The sequence below is a fragment of the Lientehia hominis genome, from assembly GCF_021044755.1.
Classification (GTDB): Bacteria; Bacillota; Clostridia; order Lachnospirales; family Lachnospiraceae; genus Lientehia; species Lientehia hominis.
In genome coordinates this window covers 21,394-43,650 of the sequence record NZ_JAJNOR010000011.1, presented here as the reverse complement: position 1 = coordinate 43,650, position 22,257 = coordinate 21,394, and the positions used below count along the sequence as shown (strand labels likewise).

Annotated in this window: 18 protein-coding genes; all 18 read right to left on the bottom strand. The window is 48.4% G+C overall.

All coding sequences use genetic code 11. The features are described from left to right. Window positions 1-93 precede the first annotated feature (93 nt). A complete protein-coding gene (gene mtnA / locus LQE92_RS13850) occupies window positions 94-1,191 on the bottom strand; it encodes an S-methyl-5-thioribose-1-phosphate isomerase (protein WP_231063534.1) in 1,098 nt (365 codons plus the stop codon). Window positions 1,192-1,203: 12 nt separating this feature from the next. After that, complete coding sequence (mtnK, locus tag LQE92_RS13845; protein WP_231063533.1) at window positions 1,204-2,430, bottom strand: S-methyl-5-thioribose kinase; 1,227 nt, start codon at window positions 2,428-2,430, stop codon at window positions 1,204-1,206. A gap of 46 nt (window positions 2,431-2,476) precedes the next feature. After that, entirely contained in the window at window positions 2,477-3,667 is a 1,191-nt protein-coding gene (locus tag LQE92_RS13840) for a sugar ABC transporter ATP-binding protein (RefSeq protein WP_231063532.1), read from the bottom strand. A 221-nt stretch (window positions 3,668-3,888) separates the two neighbouring features. Then, window positions 3,889-4,806 carry a sensor histidine kinase gene (locus LQE92_RS13835; protein WP_231063531.1) on the bottom strand — a complete coding sequence of 306 codons (918 nt, stop codon included), beginning with the start codon at window positions 4,804-4,806 and terminating at the stop codon, window positions 3,889-3,891. 12 nt (window positions 4,807-4,818) lie between these two features. Next, window positions 4,819-6,459 (bottom strand): response regulator transcription factor, encoded by a 1,641-nt coding sequence (locus LQE92_RS13830; protein ID WP_231063530.1) that lies wholly within the window; start codon window positions 6,457-6,459, stop codon window positions 4,819-4,821. Beyond that, entirely contained in the window at window positions 6,425-7,912 is a 1,488-nt protein-coding gene (locus LQE92_RS13825) for a rhamnulokinase (protein WP_231063529.1), read from the bottom strand. Before LQE92_RS13825 ends, LQE92_RS13830 begins: the two co-directional genes overlap by 35 nt. A 97-nt stretch (window positions 7,913-8,009) precedes the next feature. Beyond that, on the bottom strand, window positions 8,010-9,107 hold the full coding sequence (locus LQE92_RS13820) for a sugar ABC transporter substrate-binding protein (protein ID WP_231063528.1): 1,098 nt from the start codon (window positions 9,105-9,107) through the stop codon (window positions 8,010-8,012). Window positions 9,108-9,182: 75 nt separating this feature from the next. Continuing rightward, on the bottom strand, window positions 9,183-10,187 hold the full coding sequence (locus LQE92_RS13815) for an ABC transporter permease (protein ID WP_231063527.1): 1,005 nt from the start codon (window positions 10,185-10,187) through the stop codon (window positions 9,183-9,185). Window positions 10,188-10,196: 9 nt separating this feature from the next. Continuing rightward, window positions 10,197-11,732, bottom strand: coding sequence for a sugar ABC transporter ATP-binding protein (locus LQE92_RS13810; protein WP_231063526.1), 1,536 nt, complete (start codon window positions 11,730-11,732; stop codon window positions 10,197-10,199). A gap of 191 nt (window positions 11,733-11,923) precedes the next feature. Beyond that, window positions 11,924-12,715, bottom strand: coding sequence for a class II aldolase/adducin family protein (locus LQE92_RS13805; protein ID WP_231063525.1), 792 nt, complete (start codon window positions 12,713-12,715; stop codon window positions 11,924-11,926). Window positions 12,716-12,852: 137 nt separating this feature from the next. After that, window positions 12,853-15,312 (bottom strand): glycogen/starch/alpha-glucan phosphorylase, encoded by a 2,460-nt coding sequence (locus LQE92_RS13800; protein ID WP_231063524.1) that lies wholly within the window; start codon window positions 15,310-15,312, stop codon window positions 12,853-12,855. 222 nt (window positions 15,313-15,534) lie between these two features. Then, window positions 15,535-16,557: a sugar kinase gene (locus LQE92_RS13795; protein ID WP_231063523.1), complete on the bottom strand. Its 1,023-nt coding sequence runs from the start codon at window positions 16,555-16,557 to the stop codon at window positions 15,535-15,537. A gap of 19 nt (window positions 16,558-16,576) precedes the next feature. Continuing rightward, window positions 16,577-17,542: a bifunctional 4-hydroxy-2-oxoglutarate aldolase/2-dehydro-3-deoxy-phosphogluconate aldolase gene (gene eda, locus LQE92_RS13790; RefSeq protein ID WP_231063522.1), complete on the bottom strand. Its 966-nt coding sequence runs from the start codon at window positions 17,540-17,542 to the stop codon at window positions 16,577-16,579. Beyond that, entirely contained in the window at window positions 17,542-18,708 is a 1,167-nt protein-coding gene (locus LQE92_RS13785; RefSeq protein ID WP_231063521.1) for a pyridoxal phosphate-dependent aminotransferase, read from the bottom strand. Before LQE92_RS13785 ends, eda begins: the two co-directional genes overlap by 1 nt. Before the next feature lie 20 nt (window positions 18,709-18,728). After that, the gene (locus tag LQE92_RS13780) at window positions 18,729-19,439 is read right to left on the bottom strand and encodes an ABC transporter ATP-binding protein (protein ID WP_231063520.1); all 711 of its coding nucleotides are present in this window, start codon (window positions 19,437-19,439) and stop codon (window positions 18,729-18,731) included. After that, window positions 19,426-20,208, bottom strand: coding sequence for an ABC transporter ATP-binding protein (locus LQE92_RS13775; protein WP_231063519.1), 783 nt, complete (start codon window positions 20,206-20,208; stop codon window positions 19,426-19,428). The genes LQE92_RS13780 and LQE92_RS13775 overlap by 14 nt, the downstream gene beginning before the upstream one ends. Then, on the bottom strand, window positions 20,205-21,224 hold the full coding sequence (locus tag LQE92_RS13770) for a branched-chain amino acid ABC transporter permease (protein ID WP_231063518.1): 1,020 nt from the start codon (window positions 21,222-21,224) through the stop codon (window positions 20,205-20,207). Before LQE92_RS13770 ends, LQE92_RS13775 begins: the two co-directional genes overlap by 4 nt. A gap of 12 nt (window positions 21,225-21,236) precedes the next feature. Continuing rightward, window positions 21,237-22,148 carry a branched-chain amino acid ABC transporter permease gene (locus LQE92_RS13765; protein WP_231063517.1) on the bottom strand — a complete coding sequence of 304 codons (912 nt, stop codon included), beginning with the start codon at window positions 22,146-22,148 and terminating at the stop codon, window positions 21,237-21,239. Window positions 22,149-22,257 lie beyond the last annotated feature (109 nt).

Here is a 22,257-nt window from a genome sequence, read left to right as displayed (position 1 = left end):
TTACATATTTTCTTCATTTGTTACAAATTTATTACAACTCATGTAACCGATTATAACAATTTGCGGAGAACTTGTCAACCTTTTCCACATATTTTATAACTGTGGCACATATCCATATAAGTTCTCGGCCAGGATATTTTTTAATGATTCCGTGTAAGGCGGATACACAATTCCATATTCTGTAACGATTCCCGTTATCAAATCGTTATCCGTGACGTCAAAGCTGGGATTATAGGTTTTGATTCCCTTCGGCGCCATTCTTTCTTTATACCACATTTCCGTGATTTCTTCGCCAGGTCTTTCTTCTATTACTATGTCGGCCCCAGTCTTCATCTCCATGTCAATGGTGGAGGTCGGCGCACACACATAAAAAGGAACCCCGTACCTCTTCGCCGCAAGAGCTGCCATGGATGTGCCGATCTTGTTGGCCGTATCCCCATTGGCCGCCACTCGGTCACAGCCGACAAAGACTGCATTGACCCAGCCGTTCCGCATTACCGAAGCCGCCATATTATCACAGATCAAGATAACCTCAAGACCCGAATCATGGAGTTCAAAGGCCGTCAGCCGGGCTCCCTGCAGCAGAGGCCTTGTCTCATCGGCAAAGATCCGGAATCCATATCCGCGTTCGGCTCCCAGGTACATCGGAGCCGTCGCCGTTCCGTACCTGACAGCAGCCAGCTTTCCCGCATTGCAGTGAGTCAGAAGTCCGTCCCCCGGCTTCACGAGACTGAGTCCATATTCCCCGATTTGTCTGCACACAGAAACATCCCGGCTGCGAATCTCCTCCGCCTCTTTAAGAAGTGCTTTCTTAATCTCTTCTACCGGCTTATGCTCATTTCTCTTACAGACAGCTTCCATCCGTTTTAAGGCCCACGAAAGGTTTACCGCCGTCGGCCTTGCCGAATTCAAATGATTCTTCACTTTTTGAAATTCTCCGTAAAAGGTTTCGTAATCTCTGCTTCCGATTTCCTTTGCCGCCAGATAAAGCCCAAAGGCCGCGGCAACGCCTATGGCCGGCGCTCCCCGTACCTGCAGCAGATAAATGGCGTTCCAAATTTCCCTCTGTGTCTTCAGTCTCAAGATTTCTGTTTTAAAGGGCAGTTTTGTCTGGTCAATGATGACCAGCTCACTGTTTTCATCGTCCAGAGCCACCGTTTCATACTCCATGATGCTGTGTCCTTTGTTCATCCCCTTTTCCTCCTACCTGTACTGTGAAACAGCTCTTTCTATGGATTCCAGATAATCTTTTCCACATTTAAAAGACGTCCGGTTTTTTACATAATCCTTTGCCAGAGTGAGTATGATCCGCTCCGCTCTCACCCGTTTTCTCTCGTCCGCTATGACCGTGATATCCTTCACATTCGCCATCCCCACGATCCGCCGGATACTTTCCAGACCGGCCGCCGCCGCAGTATCGGACAGCACTGATTCCAGATAATAATCCAGAAATCCTTCGGTCTTCGCCATAAGATCCGCAGCTCTTTCCATAAAAGCTTTTTTGAACTTGAGGATAAATTTATCCACGATCTCCTCAATAGTCTGCAGTACCCATCCGCAGAATTTTTCCCGCTCCCCTTCGTTATCAATAACGGCGTCACCATTGCACCAGGCAAAAAACAGATTGGCGATGATATTTCCCACATCATAGCCCATGGGACCATAAAAGGCGAACTCCGGATCAAAAACAAAGAGATGCTCCTGATTGATAAAGATGGACCCCGTATGCAGATCTCCGTGAATCAACGCCTGGGCGTGATTCATGAAATCAAATTTAAGCTTGGCCGCCTCCAGCCGCAGCTCCTTATCTTCATATATTTCTTTTTCAATAAATTCCGCATTGGGGAGAAAAACATTGTTTCTGTGGTTATAGTCCACATATGGCTCGCTATAGACTAAATTCTCACTGATCTCACACAGATCAGGATTGATAAATTCCCTGACTCTTTCTTTTTTTGCCTTATGATCCATCACCACGTCTGTTGAATTCAGCAGGGAATTGACAAGGAAGTCTGTAATCTGCTCCCCGAACAGGGGATAGATCTCATGATTCATCAGCCCTGTTCTCATCATTGTATGTCCGTCCATATCTTCCATCAGCATCGCACACATGACGCTGTCATATAGATAAACCGCCGGCACCATTCCCGGAGCACTTTGTGCCTGGAGACGCAAAATCCTGGACTCTATCCTCCCTCTGTCAGTGGAAAGCTTCATTTCCCTGGAAATTCTCGTTTCTTCCCCGGCTTGTTTGACAATAATGGAGGTTCCTGTCCTCGCGTCTTTCACCCGGAACACATAATTGAGGTTCCCGTCTCCAATCTCCTGGCAGCTCAAGACCGCCCCTTTCTGGAAAGAAGGAAGTTTTTCCTTCACATATTCGGCTGCATCCTCTACACCCATTAAAAAATAGCTCTCATACTTTGACATTCCCATTTCCTCCTCACGTAAGTTCTTAATTCTGCCTTTAATTTGATTAATAACTTTCAGAATTAATTCCAAAAACATCTTGTATCATCCCATCCCGCACCTCAATAATCCTTTCACTGCATTTTCTCAAAAATTCCATATTTTCGGAAAAAATAAGGACTGTCACTTCTTGTTCCCGGATATCTTCTAAAAGCAGACTGAACTTGTAAAAGTTCTGGGTATCATAGTGGCTTTCTGGTGAAACAAATATCAGAAGCTTAACCCCATAAAACAACCACCTAGCCGTCTGAATACGAACGCTCTGTTCTTTTGTCACCCTCCCTTCCGGCAAACGCCTGCTCTCCCCGTAAAGTTCCAAAAGGTCTCTTCCGTGAATCGCCTTCATCACATTATCATAGAGAAATTTCGTAACACGTTTTCGGGAACGGAATCCTGCCCGTCTGATGCTGACCGGAAGCCGCAGAACAACATTTTGGAATAAGGAACAATTATAAAACAGCATATTTCCCCCATAGGGAATGACCCCCGCCGATAAGTCCGGGATTTTGGACAGCAGAATATCCATAAGCTCCTGTCCGTCGAATACGGATGGATCAAAGACTCCCACTGTTTCGCCTGCCAGCAGGGAAAAACTGAGGTCCTTTATTCGGTATCCTCCCGCCAGATGAGAAACAGAGAACAGCAGCTTCCTCCGCGGCCCCTCTCTTTTTTCCAGACAGCATCCGCCTCTCATCACAGGCTGAGATTGAGATACGCGAAAAGGCCGTTCCGAAAGCTCCATCACCGTCGTTCTGCTCCTCATGACCGTAACGCGGTCCAAAATATCAGGCTTCAGTTCCTGCTCTGTATTCAACGCCAGTAAAACAGCGAACTCCCCTCTTTTTGCCAAATCCTTTACGACTTTTCCCCAAAGTTCCATTTCCTCCTGGGAATAGATCAACGTGATATTTTCCATGTATATTACCCAGGGCTTCTGGATGTAGGCCCGCATCAGCTCGACAATATGCTTCTGCGCCGGAGTAAGCCGGTCAGGGTACCCGTGGGGATCCAATATTTTCTCCACCTCAAACCTCTGAAAGAGTGCCTCTGCCTTCGTATACAGATCACTTTTTTCCAACGGACGGAATAGGGGCTGTCTATGATCCACCAGGTATAAATTTTCTGCCAGAGTCAGAGAGGAAATCAGGCTGCTGTTATATCCGATCACATATATACTCTGACTAAGCAGCTTTTTCACGGCTTTCCCCCCAGCAGCTGTCCCCCCGATATACACAGAGCCGGATCTTAATAGGGCTTTTCCTTTAAACAGATCAAAAAAAGGGCTTTTAACTGGAACGCCTGACATCGAAATCCCATGAACTTCCCCCCGGTAAACGTCCAAATTTATATTGAAATACTCTCCCGCCTCACAGGAAAAACACAAATTCCGAAGCTCCAGCGCTTCTCTATGCGTTTTTTTCATAGCCCGTCACCGAAAAACCGCAGAGACTCTTCCGACAGAACTATGGGCAGCTTGATCTGCACCTCTGTTCCAAGATTTTTCAGGCTGTACACAGTCAATCCGTAGCGGCTTCCGAACATCAGCTGGATTCTTTGGTTGATATTGATGAGACCGATGGATTTTTCTCCGCTGTCCACCTGATAATTCTGTATTTCCCCGGTGCTTTCCAAAAGTCTCCGGCTGTGCTTAATAAGCTCCTCCTCGTCCATTCCTGTCCCATTATCCCTGATAATGATGATCAAATGGACATCTGTACATCTGGCGGAAAGATAAATACTGTTATTTTCTCTGCTCTTATCAAACCCATGATAGATTGCGTTTTCCACAATGGGCTGAAAAACCAGCTTTGGTATAATATAGGACCTAATGGCTTCATCATCCAGACTTTCATCGATCTCAATGGAAAAAGGGACCTTTAATCTGTATTTCATAATATCCGTATAATCTTTAAGGTTGTCCAGTTCCTTCTGTACGGTTGAAAAGTTTCCGTTCTGACTAATGCTGTACCGCAGCATGGAAGACAGCGCCTCGATCACTGAAGTCGTCTGCTGCGCGTTTTCGTCCAGTGCAAGCCCTCTGATGGAATCCAACGTATTGTAGAGAAAATGGGGGCCAATCTGATTCTGCATTGCCGCCAGCTCTGCCTGCTTTTGAAGCAGGGAATAATTTACCTGCTTCTTAGAATTTTCAACAATGTGTTCCAAAAGCCCCGTCACCAACGCCGATATAGGAAGACGTTTTTTCGTATCCGCCTCCATATCATAATGATGGGTCTCTATAAATCCCTTGACAGCCTTTACTGCATGGATCATAGCCAGAATCAGCAAAAAAATACACAGAGTTTCCAGGATTACCAGCACAATTAAGCCCTTCATTTTTCTCCCCTGTCAGCGATGGAACTCGCGGTATTCCGACGGAGTGACGCCTACGTTTTTCAGGAACTGCCTGCGAAAGCTTTTGATATCTTTATAGCCCACCGATACGGCAATCTCCGCGATGCTGTCATCGCTTTGAGAAATTTTCTCCTTTGCTTTTTCGATTCTCACCATTGCGATAGCATCCGTGATATTGGTCTTTGTCTCTTTCTTGTAAAGGATACCCAGATACGCACTGCTGAGATGGACATGGCGGGCAATGCTGTCCAGCGATATCTTCAGGGGATAATTGTTATAAATATATTTATTGATTTCCTGTATCATCTGATTCACCGGCTTCTGCTTATTTTCCAAATAGCCGCGGATGGCTCCGGAAACCTCCTCCAGAAATTTTTCCTCCAATATCTTCAAGGACGGATAATGCCTGATTTCCTGAATAAAAGAATATTCCTCAGGCCCTTTCCTTTCAAAATCAGCATGATGCCGTTTCATGCAGCTAATAAAAAACGTGAAAAATTCATAAAACCAGTCTGTGACCTTATGGGGACTTCTTTCAAATCTGGAATAGGCCTCCCGGAAGACCGATATACACGATTCTCTGATCCCGTCCAAATCTAAAATATCAATATAATGAGATAAATTATACTTTTCCGGTTCCAGCCCTATCTTCTCATCCTCCGGAAGTCCCGCTCTCTCGTTGGCCTCCAGTATCCTGTCCGCGCCCAGCATGATTCTTCCGGCCGCCAGTGCGGTACAGGCGCTGTAAGCCTGTACAAGTCCTTCCACAGAAAAAGGCAGTTCATACTTGGAAATCGTCACGCATATCTCTCTGCGGCGCTTTGCCATCAGTGCAACCAGCTCCCGAAACCGTAAAAGGCGGGATGCGGCCTTGGAACGGTTTGCCCTGGAATAATTTAACAGGAAGATAAACTTTTCCAGATCCGCGTTTTCCAGTACAATCTCCAGATCGCTGCAAATCTCTTCAAATACCCGCCTGAATAATTTTTTGATTTTTTCAAAAGCCGCTTCTGACCTCCCGCAGACGCGGCCCACGTCGTCCAGCTTGAGGATACCCAGTAGGAAGCAGGAATCGGAGAAATGATATGCGTATTTTTCATTGACTTCTGTAAGTGTGCAGGTAATAAAATCCTGATTTTTATATGCCAGCTTTAAAAGAAAATACTCGCGTGCGCTTTTGCTGGAGGGGACTTCCTCAATCTGGAGCAGGTGGGCTCGGATGTCCCGGACTGCCGCTTCCAGGCAATGGTTCAGCTCTTCTCTGTTGACCGGCTTCAGCAGATAATCCTTCACACCATATTTGATAGCATTCTGTGCGTACTCAAAACGCTGATATCCGCTGATCAGGATACAGCGGATATCCGAATATTGTTCTGACAAAAGCCTGGCCAGCTCCAGCCCGTCTTTTCCGTCCTTATCGCCCAGCCGAATGTCTGTGATCACAATATTCGGCATCTGATACTCAATTGCTACCATAGCTTCATCCGCCGACTGACATGGAGTGAGACAGGTCAGGTTCAGTCCCTCCCATTCGATCAGGGACCGGATCAGCTTACAAATATAAATTTCATCATCTACGATCAGTACCTTCAGTTTGATTTTAATGTCCCTCCCATACATCTGTATATTTCGCATACATCTCATCCCAGAAATCCTTATCATCACATGTTAAATCTTTCATCCTGAATGATCTGCCCGAAAGCTCCTTCATCTCGTCCTCCGAAGCCGCTTCCCCGGCAGCGTAAATCTGCATCAGAGCATTTCCGGCAGCGGTTGCATAACGGATGCCTGATTCCAAAGGAAGTCCTGAGCAGGCAGAGATTGTTTCTCCCAAAAGATCACACTGGCATCCGCCGTTAAAAAGCCTGATCCTCTCGAATTTTGTCCCCAGGCCCTCCTCCATTTCCTCAATACAGTTTCGGGCCGCGAGTGCATAGCTGTCAATGAGACAACGGTAGACCTCCTCCGGCCGTTCGGGGACGTACTGTCCGGTCTCCCGGCAATAGTCCTGTACTCTGCTCATCATGTCAGAACTCCTGTGATAAAACACGGGGTCGTTGGGATTGATGGCACATTTCGCCGCAGGAAGCTTCCTGGCCATAGCCTCCAGATCATCAAAGGAATATACATATCCCCTGTCCTGAAAACCCTTCATGCATTGGTTCATGATCCAGAAGCCCTGAACATCCCGATAAGTGGTGTATTTTCCAAAAGCGCACTTTACCGTTCGGAATCCTCCTTCGAACAGCTTGTCATTCACCCTGGGCTGTTCTGTCTCGACACCTGCCAGCATCATGGTTCCCATACTGATAAACATCGTCCTTTCATCCAGACCTGAAACAGCGGGAAGCGCTGCCGGCGTGTCGTGTCCCGTGTCCAGTACCATTTTGATGCTTCTGTCGCCTATGTAATCTCCCACGCCGGGGGCTACATCCCCTATTATACTTCCTGCTGCTTTAAACTCCCGGAAAATATCTGTCCTGAGCCCCAATTTTTGAAGAAGTTCCCTATTATAGGCCGTGGTCTCCAAATTGGTAAATCCCAGAGTGGACGCCATCGTATCATCCATGACAGGACATCCCGAAAGGAAATAAGTAAGGACTCCGGCTGTTCCCAGGAGAAATTTTGTCTTCTCATAAACCGGAGAAAACCTTTTATCCGCCAGAAGCTGGGATGGACCGAGCCCCAGAAAATATATGCTTCCGGTCCCGTAATACAGTTCCTTATGAGACAGAAGGGAAAAGAACTCTTTTTTTGTCTGAATCGTTCTTTCGTCCCTGTGCTGGAACATGTTGGACAAAAGCTGGCCGTTCTCTCCGAACAGCCCATAATCCCCGCCCCAGGTTGTCACGCCGATGGACTCGATGGTCCCTTTGCCGTTCTCCAGCACAAATTCCTTAAACTTGTACATCACCTGATTATAAATGTGCATGATATCCGTATACATACATCCTAAAATTGTCACCGGCTCGTAAAAAAACGGTTTTGAACCTGCAATGCGTATCTTATTGCCGTCATATGCAATATCCACCATCTTTCCATTGCTGGAGCCGCAGTCTACTGCAATAAAATGTTTTTCTGCCGCCATGCCTGGCCTCCTTATAAGAGCGAAAATAGTGAAGAAGTACAAGACTTCTCCACTATTTTCTTTCATATGTGCTGCATCTTTAGTTGTGGATCAAGCCTTACTGATAGGTACCGGCCGCCGTATGGATATCGATCCATTTCTGGAGAGTCTCCTGATCGTCAAGAGTGATGATATCCTTGGGAACCTTCTGAAGCTTATCTGCGGACCGGTCCACACCGCTGCAGAGGTCATACGCGAGCTGTAAGGACATGTCACAGCCGGCTACGATATCTTTGCCGATGGTCATGGTCAGCTTGCCGTCCGCTACGGACTTAACAGCGCCGGCCAGAGCATCTACGGAAATGACCATGGTGCCGTCGAGCCTTCCCTCCTGCTCAAGGACCTGAACAACGCCGAGGCTCATCTCATCGTTCGCGCAGATGACGGCGTCAATCTTGTCATATACCTGGCACCAGTTCTCCATGAGGGCAATCGCCTCATCTCTCTGCCAGTTGGCCGTATTGGTATCCGTTACCGTATAACCGGCGGCTTCCAATTTCTCCTTGCAGTATTTTTCACGGGCATTCGCATGCTGGTTTCCGACCTCTCCCTGCATGAACAGGATTGTAGGATTCTCGATTTTCTTCTCATCCAGCCACTTTACCGCGTACTCGCCGAGAAGCTGGCCGTCGTCCTGAGGATCCGACTCCACCTCATATGCCCAGTCGCAGTCAACCGCCAGGTCATTGATAAAGTGGATGCCTTTCGCTTTACACTCCTCTACAATAGGAAGAATCGCTTCGGGGTCATCTGTCTGGCAGATGATCGCGTCAACGTCCTGTGCGATGAAGTTTTCAAGAACCTCAATCTGCTTATTTGTGTCAAACTCACAATCCACCTGGAGTACTTCAAGTTTTCCTGCCCAGTTCTCCTTGGCCTGTCTCATGTACTCTGAGGCCTCCATGGATGTGAACGCGTCGGAAAGGCCCTTGGCGGCAAAACCGATCTTAAAGGTCTTCCCAGAATCAGCCGCTGCCGTTGTCTCTTTGGACTCCGTCTTTGACTCAGCTGCTTTAGTCGTCTCGGCCGCCTTGGTCGTTTCGGCTGCTTTGGTGGTCCCGCCCGCATCCGCAGCCCCGTCCTTTTTTCCGCCTCCGCAGGCTGCCAGAGACAATACCATGACTGCTGCTAACACCAGTGACAAAAATTTCTTCATACCATTTCCTCCTTTAGGAATTTTTTTATATAAGCGGACACAGACATGAGCCCTGCCGCAAATATCCTTCTGCCGCTAAGCTGTTACCTTGGAATTTTTTCCGCGCATATCGATGATAACAGCCACCACGATCAAAACGCCTTTTAAAATCTGATGGTAATAAGACTGCACGGACAAGAGGTTGAAGATATTGTTGATCATACCCACGATCAGAATGCCGACCAGGGTGCCGAACATCGTGCCTTCGCCTCCGGTGAAGCTTGTGCCGCCAAGCACCGCGCCGGTAATCGCATCAAACTCGTATCCCTCTCCCGCCGTAGGCTGTCCTGTGTTCAGACGGCACATCAGAAGGATTCCGGCCAGACCGCCCATCGCACCCTGGACAATATAGGAAATCATGCGGATCTTATTTACATTGATGCCAGAGGCCACCGCAGCTTCCTCGTTACCGCCGATGGCATAGATATACCGGCCGTACATGGTCTTTTTCAGCAGAATCGTAAAGAATACGAACAGGATCAGCATGATCAATACGGGAATGGGAATTCCGATGATGGAGCCTTTGCCCAAAACCGCAATGTCGCCAATTTGGTAGATTACGTTTCCGCCCGTATACAAGAGAGCGGCGCCCCGAATAGAAGTCATCATCGCCAGAGTCGCCATAAAGGCCGGAACCTTAAATCTTGTGATGATGATCCCATTTACAAATCCGATGATAATTCCCAAAAGAATCGAATATGCGACTGCCAGGAGTCCTGCCAGAACTGCGTTTACCCCCATCTTCGTCGTCAGATCCACATAGGCGACGATTCCGGCGACGCCGGTAAAGGCTGCTACGGACCCGGGCGAGAGGTCGGTCACGCCGGAAATGATCAGCATTGTGATCGGGAACGCGATGATCGCGTAGATTGCCGTCTGTCGCAGAATATTGACAAGATTGCTGACCTTTAAAAAGGCCGGACTCGCAAAGGAGCTGATGGCAAAAATCGCGATAAACAGAATATAAATCATATATTTTTTAAATATCGTCTGAATAATATGCGTTTTTTTATTAGCTTTCATATCGACTGTCTTGTTCATCTTATCCTCCTACCTCGCATTTGCCTTCCTCAGTTCCTCCACATTGGCAGATGCAAATTCCATGATATATTCCTGGTTGATTTCCTCTCCGCTCACCTCTCCAGACAGATAGTGTTCACGCATAACGATCACTCTGTCACACATGCCGATGACTTCCGGAAGCTCTGAAGAGATCATGATGATTGCCATCCCTTTGGAGGCCAGCTCCGTCATGATCTTGTAGATCTCATATTTTGCTCCGACATCGATACCCCTGGTCGGTTCATCCAAAATAAATACCTTGGGGTTTGCCAGAATCCATTTTGCCAGCACAACCTTCTGCTGGTTGCCGCCGGACAGCGCGCTGGCCCTTGTGTGCATACTGGGCGCCTTTACACCCAGCTCATCGAATACCTCCTTCTCCTTCTCCCGTTCCCTTTTATCGCTTAAAAGGAATCCGCTTTTTCCAAGGAACTGCTTTAAATTGGGAAGTCCGATGTTCTCACCGATGGTCGCCTTGAGTACCAGTCCGTAACGCTTCCTGTCTTCAGTGGCCATCATGATGCCGTGCTTCATCGCGTCGGAGGTGTTTTTAATGGCAATTCTTTTTCCTTCGAGATAGACCTCTCCTGAATGAATGGGATCCAGGCCGAAGAGAGCTCTTGCGATCTCCGTCCTTCCCGCACCCATCAGACCCGCCAAGCCCAGAATCTCTCCGGCGTGAAGCTTAAAGCTTATATTCTCAAACCGTTTATGTCCAGTGAGGTTCTTCACCTCTAAAACAACCTTGTCCGTCACCTTGTGCTTCTTTTCGGGATAAATGTTGTTTAATTCACGTCCGACCATCATCTTGATGATATCGCCCCTGGAAACATCTTTAACATCCTTTGTGTCTATGTACTGGCCGTCACGCAGAATCGTCACCTTATCTCCAATCTCAAACATTTCCTCCAGGCGGTGGGATATATATATAATACCTACGCCTTCCGCTTTCAGCCTCTTAATACATTGAAAGAGTACCTTTACCTCCGCATCGGTAATAGCCGAGGTCGGCTCATCCATGATGATGATCCTTGCATTCTGAGACACAGACTTCGCGATTTCGATCATCTGCATCTGGGATACCGTCAGATTCCGCACCAGCATATGCGGATCATAAGTAAGCCCCTGGGCCTCTAAGATTGCCTTTGCCTCTTTATAAATTCTCCTGTCATCGATCAGCATGTTTCCCCGTCCCAAAGGCTCACGGCCTAAAAACAGGTTTTCTGCGATCGTCATGGTAGGAACCTGGTTCAGTTCCTGATGGATCGTTGCAATCCCATACTTCAACGCATCATGGGGATCCTTCAGACTTACCTTTTTGCCCTCTATGACAATTTCGCCTTCATAATCTGTATGAAGTCCGCATAGGATCTTTATCAAGGTTGATTTTCCCGCACCGTTTTCGCCTACCAGAATATGGACTTCTCCCTTTTCCACCTTCAGATTGACATGATCCAGCGCCCGGACGCCTGGAAAAGATTTAGAAATGTTTTTCATTTCCAATAACGCTGTCCGTTCCATCATTTTGCCTCCCTCCAACCATTTTCTGGTTATTCTTATGTATAACTCAACCATATTTTTTTAAAAATATAAATAGTTTTTGGTCATATTCACTCAACAGCACCCCCTGCATATTGGAATCACCCCCTCCCGAAGAATAAAAAAACCGCTGGCTTATGATTGCCAGCGGCTTTGTCTCTATTCTCATTATTCTATTATTTTAGTCTCGCCACAACTGCGTCGGCAGTTTTTTCCACCAGCTTCTCCATCCATGCACAGTCAGGATCGAAAGCGTCCAGTGAAACCGCCGGTTCCTGGTTTGCGGTCATTTCAGGCGCATTTACCAGTCTTCTGGGATTGATCACCAGATCGTGGGTATCCGCTAAAAGCTTGATCTGTTCCATGGAAATAGGACGGTAGTCTGCCTTTACGACAAATTTATGGAGCAGGGCCAGCTTCGCATAGGCCTCCGCGTCCTCAAGTATGTACCAAGCCTCGATAGGATTCTTTCCCCAGGAAATAGGGCCATGGTTTGCGAGCATGACCACATTGAAATCCCTGCAGTAGGGTGCGACGGAAGCCGCCAGGTCCTCAGAGCCGGGATTCTGATAAGGGGCAACGGGAATCCTGCCGGAAATCGCCGCCGTAGCCGGTGTCAGGGACATATCCAGTTCCATTCCCAGGTTTGCGAACAGGTTCAGGAAGGTCGGATGGGCGTGTGCCGTGGACATCACCTCATTGTTCTCTTTATAGATTCTCAGGTGCATCGGCAGCTCCGAAGTCGCCTTCCAGGTTCCCTCCAGAATGTTGCCGTCAAAATCCACCTTTAAAAGCATATCCGGCTTCAGATCGCCTTTGCTCACGCCCGTCGGCGTCGCAATGACTGTATTGTCGCCCACTCTGATCGTAATGTTGCCGTCATTGGCCGATACAAAGCCTCTCTGATACATTTTCTGACCAATGCTGCAGATCATCTCTTTTGCTTCCTGCTCGGAAATATAATTCATTGTTCACACTCCTTTTCTGTATAAAATGCCGTCCCAATACCGCCATCTGTAATTCACCATAATTGTAATATGGCGCCTATTCTTCCACAAGGCGGCGGCCCCAACAGAAAAGGGGTGTGAATCTAACAAAAGCAGGACTACAGGCTTACTTCCACCTTGTCCAGATGCCAGATTTCATCAATATACTGGCGGACCGTCCTGTCAGAACTGAATTTTCCGGAATTTGCAACGTTCAGAATAGCAGCTTCCGCCCACCATGCCTCGTCCCTATATGCCTTATCTACCTGCCACTGCGCCTCATCGTAGGCGCGGAAATCCTTCAGATTAAAGTAGGTATCGGCTTTATCGGTACTCCGGGTATTGAGCAGGGAATTATAAATGTCCCGGAAAAGCTCAGGATTCTCCGGTGCATAGGAACCATTGATCAGCTGCATCAGCACGCGCCGGATGTCCTGGTCATTATTGAAGATATCCATGGGATTATAATCGTTATTGGTCTCGCAGGCAATGACTTCATCAGCAGACATGCCGAAAATAAAAGCATTTTCCCTTCCGACTTCTTCCACGATCTCCACATTGGCGCCGTCCATGGTGCCTATGGTCAGCGCGCCGTTCAGCATCAGCTTCATATTGCTCGTGCCGGAACCCTCACGGCTTGCCGTGGAGATCTGCTCGCTCAGATCGGCGGCCGCATAAATTAATTCTGCGTTGGATACCCTATAGTCTTCAATGAACACCACCTTGATCTTCCCTTTAATGGAAGGGTCATTGTTGATGACATCGGCAACGGAATTGATCAGCTTGATCGTCAGCTTCGCGATCCGGTAGCCGGCCGCTGCTTTCGCGCCGAAAATGAAGGTTCTGGGCACCATGTCCATATCCGGGTCATCCTTCAGCATATTGTATAGATACATGACATGCAGAATATTCAAGAGCTGTCTCTTATACTCATGGAGACGCTTTACCTGCACATCGAACAGAGAGCGGGGATCCACGTCAATCCCGTTGTTTTCCTTGATATACCGGACAAGGCGCAGTTTATTCTGGTACTTGATATTTCTGAATTCCTGCTGACACTTCTCATCGCCGGCAAAAAGGGCCAGTTTTTTGATATAGGGCAGGTCGGTAATCCACTCATCGCCAATCTTACCGGTCACCCAGTCCGCGAGAAGCTCATTTCCGTGGAGCAGAAAACGCCTCTGGGTGATTCCGTTTGTCTTATTATTGAATTTCCAGGGCATCATACCATAAAAATCCTTCAGCACCCGCTTTTTCAGGATCTCTGTATGGAGCGCCGCGACGCCGTTTACAGAAAAACTTCCGACAACCGCCAGATTTGCCATTTTCACCTGTCCGTCATAGATGATGGACATACTGCGTACCTTATCTTCGCCGCCGGGATAAATGCGTCGGACTTCCTCCACGAAACGCCTGTTGATCTCCTCCACGATCTGGTAGATCCTGGGGAGCAGACGGGAAAACAATTCAATGGGCCATTTCTCCAGAGCTTCAGCCATGACTGTGTGATTCGTATAGGCACAGCACTTCGTCACCACAGCCCAGGCATCGTCCCAGGAAAAGCCCTCCTCATCGATCAAAATACGCATGAGCTCCGGAATCGCCACAGTCGGATGGGTATCGTTGAGCTGAAACACCACCTTATCCGGAAGCTTATGCAGATCAGAATGTTTCGCCTTATATTTTCCGACCGCCCTCTGAATACTGGCGGAAATAAAGAAATACTGCTGTTTTAGGCGGAGCTCCTTGCCAGCGTAGTGATTATCATTGGGATAAAGCACCTCCACAATGGTCTTTGCCAGATTCTCCTGCTCTACGGCGTTATTGTATTCCCCTTTGTCAAAGGCATCCAGATTAAACGTATCGACCGGCTCAGCATCCCACACCATGAGCGTGTTCACGACATTGTTGCCGTAACCCACGACAGGCAGGTCATATGGCACAGCGCGGACAGACTGATAATTTTCCTGAATAAAATGATTTCTGCCGCTGCTGTCGCACTCGACCCGGACGTTTCCGCCGAATTTAATAAGAGCCGCATATTCTTCTCTGCGTACTTCAAAAGGATTCCCGTCCTTCAGCCAATTATCGGGAATCTCGACCTGATAGCCGTTTTCTATTTTCTGCTTGAATAGTCCATACTTATATCGGATTCCGCAGCCGTAGGCCGGGTATCCCATAGAAGCCAGAGAATCCAGAAAACAGGCGGCAAGGCGTCCCAAGCCGCCGTTTCCGAGGGCATAATCCGACTCCTGATCCTCGATCACATTGAGGTCAAACCCCAATTCGTCCAGAACCTCACGGATCTCTTTTACGGCACGGATATTAATGATGTTGTTTCCGAGAGCGCGGCCCATCAGAAATTCCATGGACAGATAATAAAGCGTCTTTGCGTCCTGCTTTTCGTACTCTCTGTGGGTCGCGATCCATTCATCGATGATCACGTCCTTTACCGCATAGGCCACAGCCTGAAAAACCTGTTTGGGCGAAGCCTCTTCGATGGTCCTGCGATAAAGCTTTTTCACATTGCCGGCCACTTCTTGTTTGAACTGTTTTTTGTTGAACTGATAACCAGACATGATTACCTCCTTCTGTTTTGGTTATGATCTCGCAAAAAACATAAAACATTTGTGTTTTATGTCTCAAATAAATTACAGACGGCGATATTTGAGACATGGCATGTTGATTCATTCTACCACGGAATATCAAAACGAACAAGCCGGGATTTTTGAGCAGCCAAATCCCATGAAACAGCAAAGCGGCTCCTTCCGGAGCCGCCTGCCATACCTTTTCTGTTATCGTTATCTTTGTACTCTTCCGCTTCCTCCGTCTTTCATAAGACTGTTTACCTCTTCCACACTCACCCGGTTAAAATCGCCCTGTATGGAATGTTTCAGGCAGGAAGCCGCCGCCGCAAATTCGATCGCGGACTGGCTGTCCATTCCCCTGCGGATGGCATAAATCAGGCCGCCGCCGAAGGAGTCGCCGCCACCTACTCTATCCCATATATGAATATCATAGGTTTTGGAAAAATAATATCCGCCATCACTGTAAAGCATTGCCGCCCATCTGTTGTCGTTGGCAGAAAGGGAAGTCCGGAGAGTAACCGCTACCTGTTTACAGCCATACCTTTCACTGATCTCCGAAGCAACTGCCTTATAGCCCTCATAGGAAAGCTTCCCGCTGTCCACATCGGTATCCTTGGCGGAAATTCCGAGGACTTTTTCGGCATCCTCCTCGTTGGCAATGCAGACGTCCACGTAAGACGCCAGCTTTGTCATGGTTTCAAAAGCCTCTTCCGTGGTCCACAGTTTTTTTCTGTAATTCAGATCGCAGCTTATCGTTATCCCACGCTCCCTGGCCGCCATGCAGGCATCCAGACAGACGGCGTGCATTTCCGGTGTCAGGGCCGGCGTGATTCCCGTAAAGTGGAACCACTCTGTTCCCTCAAATATTTCATCCCAGTGGAAATCCTCCTGCTTCACCATGGAGATGGAAGAATACTTCCTGTCATATATGACCTTGGACGGCCTCTGAGACTGACCCTTTTCTGCATAATAAATACCCACTCTCTCCCCCTGACGGAGGATCTTTGTCGTATCCACTCCGAAATAACGCAGGGAATTAACCGCCGCCTGGCCAATATCATCTTCGGGTAGAGCTGTCAGGAATGCTACATCTTCACCGAAATTGGCAAGGGAGACCGCCACATTAGCCTCACCTCCACCAAAGGTCGCCTCAAGCTCCGGACTCTGTAAAAATCTCTGGCCATCCGGGGGCGCCAGTCTCAACATGATCTCACCAAAAGTAATTATTTTTGCCATTTCCATTCCCTCCACTTCTCTATGCCTTCGCTAAATGAATCGCAAAACCTCCAATCTCGTCTGTAAAGTAGATTGCCGTCAGGCCGCCATCATCCCCATATTTGGCGGAAGCTTCATCGAAAGTGGTACCCCTCTCCCGGAAATAGCGGATCGCCCGGTCCAGACAGGGTGTGGTGAACCCAATATGACCATTGGCTCCGAGGCAGCTCTTCTTCATTACCTCAACACAGGAATCCACAAAAATAGAACTGTTTCCTTCCTTCCCTCTGTCAAGGCAGAGAAGCTCTGTAAGCGCGCCCACGGTCCTTCCGGCATTCTCTGCATCAGGTGTATTGATTCCCACATGGGCCAGTTTAAGACCCAGCATGGTCCGAACGGATTTTTTACAAAGGGATGTAACCTCCGACCATTCCTGATCAGCCAGATGCCCGCCCAGCATAAAAGAACCGCCGCAGGCAATAACTCTTTCTACTGCGTAATATCCTGCAATGTTATTTAAATTCAGGCCGCCGGTAGGCATAAAGTTAATTCCCTTATAGGGGCCGCAGAGGGCCTTAATGGCGGCAGGACCGCCGGAGGCCTCGGCCGGAAAAAATTTTACGATCTTAATTCCCAGTTCCATGGCCTGTTCGATCTCACTGGGAGTTGCGACGCCGGGGAACACGTCCACGCCCTTTTCCTGACAGAATTTTACAATCTGCGGATTCAGGCCTGGCGCGACGATGAATTGAGCTCCTGCCTCCACTGCCTTTTCGGCCTGCGCTTCGGTGAGAACCGTGCCGGCGCCTGCCAGAACATCGGGAAAATGCTCCCTCACATACCGGATATAACCGTCCGCCCCTTCCATTCGAAAGGTGATCTCCATGGCCGGCACTCCTCCGGCAGTCAGCGCCTTCGCCAGCCCTTCACACTCTTCATCGCTTGTCAGCTTGGAAATTACCGGCATAATGCTGATAGCCGCCACTCGTTCTGCAACAGTACCCATTATTTTATCCCTCCTACATAGGATTTGATTCTGCCAAATCCCTTAACGATATTTTCATCGGAGGTCGCATAAGTGAGGCGGATAAAGCCTTCACCGCACTCTCCAAAGCCTGAGCCGGGTACTGTGACTACGCCCGTCTTTTTCAGCAGATCCATGCAGAGCCCCCGGGAATCAAGCCCTGTCTTATTACAGAGCTCCCTGGCATTTACAAAGGCATAAAAAGCGCCCTGAGGCCTCCTGACGGAAAGGCCGGGAGTTTCTTCTATAAGAGAACAGATCAGATTTCGGCGTCTTAAATAGCTGGCCCGCATTTTCTCGATCTCCGGCTGACAATGGTACAGGCCGTAAGCCGCAGCCAGCTGACTTGGCGCCGGCAGACAGGATGCGCCGTTTTCATGGAGCTTCGTCATATTCCGGATGATTTCCGGCTCTGCGACAGCATACCCCAAACGCCACCCCGTCATGGCAAACATTTTGGAAAATCCGCTTATGTAAACAGTTTTTTCCATCATACCTTCGAAAGAGGTGATGCTGGTGTAAGGCTCGCTGCTGTAAACAAGGCGGCTGTAAATTTCATCGGCAATGACATAAATATCTCTGTTCCGGAGTACATCGGCAATTGCTCTTAAGGTATCTCTGTCAATTACGGCGCCGGTGGGATTGGAGGGGGAATTTAAAATAATTGCCTTCGTTTTGTCCGTGACCGCCGCTTTGATGTCGTCGGGATCCGGGATAAAATTATTTTCCTCTCTGGCAGAAACTGTTTTCATCACACCGCCGCACATTCCAATCTGACCGAAATAGTTGGGCCATGCGGGCGTGATCACGATAACCTCCTCACCCGGATTCACCAAGGTAAACAATGCCGTCTGAATGGCCTCTGTCGCTCCGCAGGAAACCATGATCTGATTATCAGGATCAGGTTTTAAATCATCCGCATGGTATTCGGCAATGGCCTGACGGAGTTCGGGAATTCCGCTGTTGGGCGTATAATGGGTCATACCCTTTTTCCAACACCGGCACGCCTCCTCAATAATAGGCATGGGAGTAATAAAATCCGGCTCACCGACAGTAAAACTGATAGTATCTTCCAGCTTTAAAGCCTCATTAAACATTTCCCGGATAATGGAGCCGCCTAGATTCTGAGCTAATCTCGATAATTCCATAATATTTTCCTCACTGTCTTTTATGCGCCCAGGTAAGCTGCTTTCACACGCTCATCGTTGAGAAGCTCCTGGGATGAACCCTGCATTGTTATTTTTCCTGTTTCCAATACATACGCATGGGAAGCCGTGTTGAGCGCCAGGAAAGCATTCTGCTCGATCAAGAGAATGCTGGTCCCCTCGGCGTTGATTTTTTTAATGATTTCAAAAATCTCTTCGACTATGATCGGCGCGAGACCCATGGAAGGCTCATCCAGCATCAAAAGCTTTCCCTCCGTCATCAGAGCGCGCCCCAAGGCCAGCATCTGCTGTTCGCCTCCGGATAATGTCCCCGCCTGCTGCTTTTCTCTTTCCTTTAACCTCGGAAAAATATCAAAAATCTTTTCCATCTCCGCCGAAATCTCTGCCTTGTTTTTTATTAAGTTGGCGCCCATTCTTAAGTTCTCTGTGACCGTCAGGCCCGGAAACACACGCCGCCCCTCGGGAACATGGGCGATACCCTGTTCCACGATCTTATGGGCTTTCAGTTTCGTGAGTTCCGTTCCCTCAAGCAGGATCGAGCCGCTTTTTGCCCTCTCCAGTCCGGAGATCGTACGCAGAATCGTGGATTTTCCCGCTCCGTTGGATCCAATCAGAGCTACGATCTCGCCTTTGTCCAGCTTAAAAGAAACTCCCTGAACAGCCTTGATCGCCCCATAGGACACATGTAAATCATTGACTTCAAGCATTGCCATTTTTTGCATAACCTCCTCCCAGGTAAGCCTCGATGACCTTCGGGTCATTCTGTACCTCAGCGGGTGTTCCTTCTGCGATAGTTTTTCCGAAATCGAGAACCTTGATCCTATCTGCTATGGGCATTACAAAGTTCATATGATGCTCGATCAAAATGATCGTAATTCCAAAATCTCCCCGAATCTGCGGCACCAGTCTCGCCATATCCTCCAGTTCCGACGTGATCATACCTGCGACAGGCTCGTCAAGAAGCAGAATCTTTGGCTCCGTCATAAGGGCACGCGCAATCTCCAGGCGGCGTTGGTCACCGTAAGGAAGATTCTTTGCCAGAAAATCCGCTTTATCAGCCAAACCCATTCTCTCCAGAAGTTCCATGACCTTCCGGTCCAGAGCCCGCTCACTCTTCTTCATGGACGATGTCCTCAAAAAGCATTTTGCCAGATTCTGATCATTATGTAAGGTATGTGCCACTTTGACGTTATCGGCCACAGTCGCATTGGAAAAAAGCCGGATGTTTTGGAATGTACGGGCGATGCCCTTTCTCGCGAACTGATATGGCTTCAGGCCTATAATTTCTTCCCCATCCAGCGCGATCGTTCCCTTTGTCGGTTTATAGATACCTGTCAGCATATTAAAAATCGTAGTTTTTCCCGCGCCGTTGGGGCCTATTACTGCAATCAGCTCACCCTCCTCCACAGACAGGTTAAAATTATCTACGGCACAAAGACCGCCGAACATAATGGAAAGGTCTTTTACCTCCAGTAAACTCATGGCTGTTCCCCCTTTCCTTCTGTTTTCTTCCCTCCGAACACCGGCTCTTCATAGAGAGAGCTTCTTTTGATCTTCATAAAAGGCAGCTCCCAGCCTCCGCAGATGCCTTCGGAACGGTATAGCATGACAATAACTAAAATTACTGCGTAGACCACCAGACGCCAGTCGGACAGAAACCGCAGAAACTCGGGAAGTATTGTCAAGAGCGTTGCACCCACTACAGATCCAGTCAGAGAACCGGAACCGCCCGCGTACAGATAGACCAGGAAATCAGCACTCTTCGTAAAGCTGAAGTTATCCGGCTGAATAAAGGTAATAACATGTGCATAAAGTCCTCCGGCTACACCTGCCACAAAAGCTGCGATACAGAAAGCGGTCATTTTATACCTGGTGGTATTGATTCCCATAGCGTCGGCCGCCACCTCATTGTCACGAATGGAGATAAAGGCCCGCCCATAGGGAGAGTAGATCAGGTTCCTAAAAAGGAAAAGGGTCAGGGCCATGAAGAACAGAATCCATCCCAGATTTGCATAGCCGGGAATTCCGATCATGCCCCGGGCTCCTCCAATAGGCTTAACAAGGCGGAGAAGAGCACGCACAATTTCGCCAAAAGCCAAAGTAACGATCGCCAGATAGTCCCCTTTTAGTTTCAAAGAAGGCAGACCAATCAGCACACCTGCCAGCATCGCTACAATACCGCCCATGATAAGACCCAGAAGAAACACAAGAATCTGAAGGGGAGGCGACGCAACGTTACCGAACACCATAGTCGTGATCACAGCCGCACCATATGCTCCCAGGGACATAAAACCTGCATGGCCAATACAAAACTGGCCTGTAAATCCATTTACCAGATTCAGACTGGCGGTCATCATTATATTGATTCCTGCGAACATCAGTATCTGGTTATAGTAGCCGTTCATGATTCCGACGGAGCGGAGCACCGTCACAAAAACGTAGATAAGCACCACGATCGCGGCGGGGTAGATTGTCTTAATTACTCTTTTTACATTCATCCGATACCCCTCCTATACCTTCTCAACTACCAGCTTGCCCATGATGCCGGCAGGCCTTACCAATAGAATGACGATCAGAATAATAAAACCGACGGCATAACCGAAGGTGGAGTTGATTGCCGTTGCGAAAATCTGTGCAATGCCGAGTATAAAACCTCCCAGCATGGCGCCGCGGATATCCCCAATACCGCCTAACACGGCAGACACGAAGGACATATTTCCCAGCCAGGAGCCCATATATACGTCAACCTGTGGATATGCGCTCGCGTAGCAGATTCCGGACACGGCAGCCAGAGCACCGCCGATAAAAAAAGTTATGGAGATCACTCGATTAATATTAATCCCCATGAGAGAAGCAGCATCCTTATCCATGCTGACTGCTCTCATCTGACTGCCGATCTTAGTCCTGTTGACCACCAGATAAAGAAGCAGCATCGTGATGACGGCAAGAAGAATCATAATTATCTGAGTCGTCGTAATAGTCGCCCCGAAAACGTTAAGGCTCTTTCCCCGGAACAGAGTCGGAAAAGACCTGGGGTTAGGGCCGATGAACGGCAGAGCCCTTGGAAAGTTTTCAAGGAACATCGACACGCCTACAGCTGTGATCAGAGCTATCATTCGGGGCTTGTTTCTCAACGGCCTGTATGCAATGGCTTCCACACCGGTAGCAATGGCCCCTGTCCCCACCATGGCAACAATAATAATGATACCGACGATCAGCATCGGAAAGGCGCTGTTGACTTGGAAGCCTTCAAAGGCCCGCGCGATAAAGTATGTACCCAGAGCGCCGATCATCAGGAAATCACCATGGGCGAAGTTGATCATACCGACGATACCGTATACCATGGTATAACCCAGAGCCAGAAGCGCATACACGCTGCCCAGCTGCAGGCCATAAATTAAATACTGAAAAAAATATGCCACAAAAAACTCCTCCTATCTGTCAAGGGAAGTATGTACCTTACTTAATAATGGAATGTCCCGACGGCGTCCTTCGCCGCCGAAACATTCCATTTCAGGTCACATCTCACTG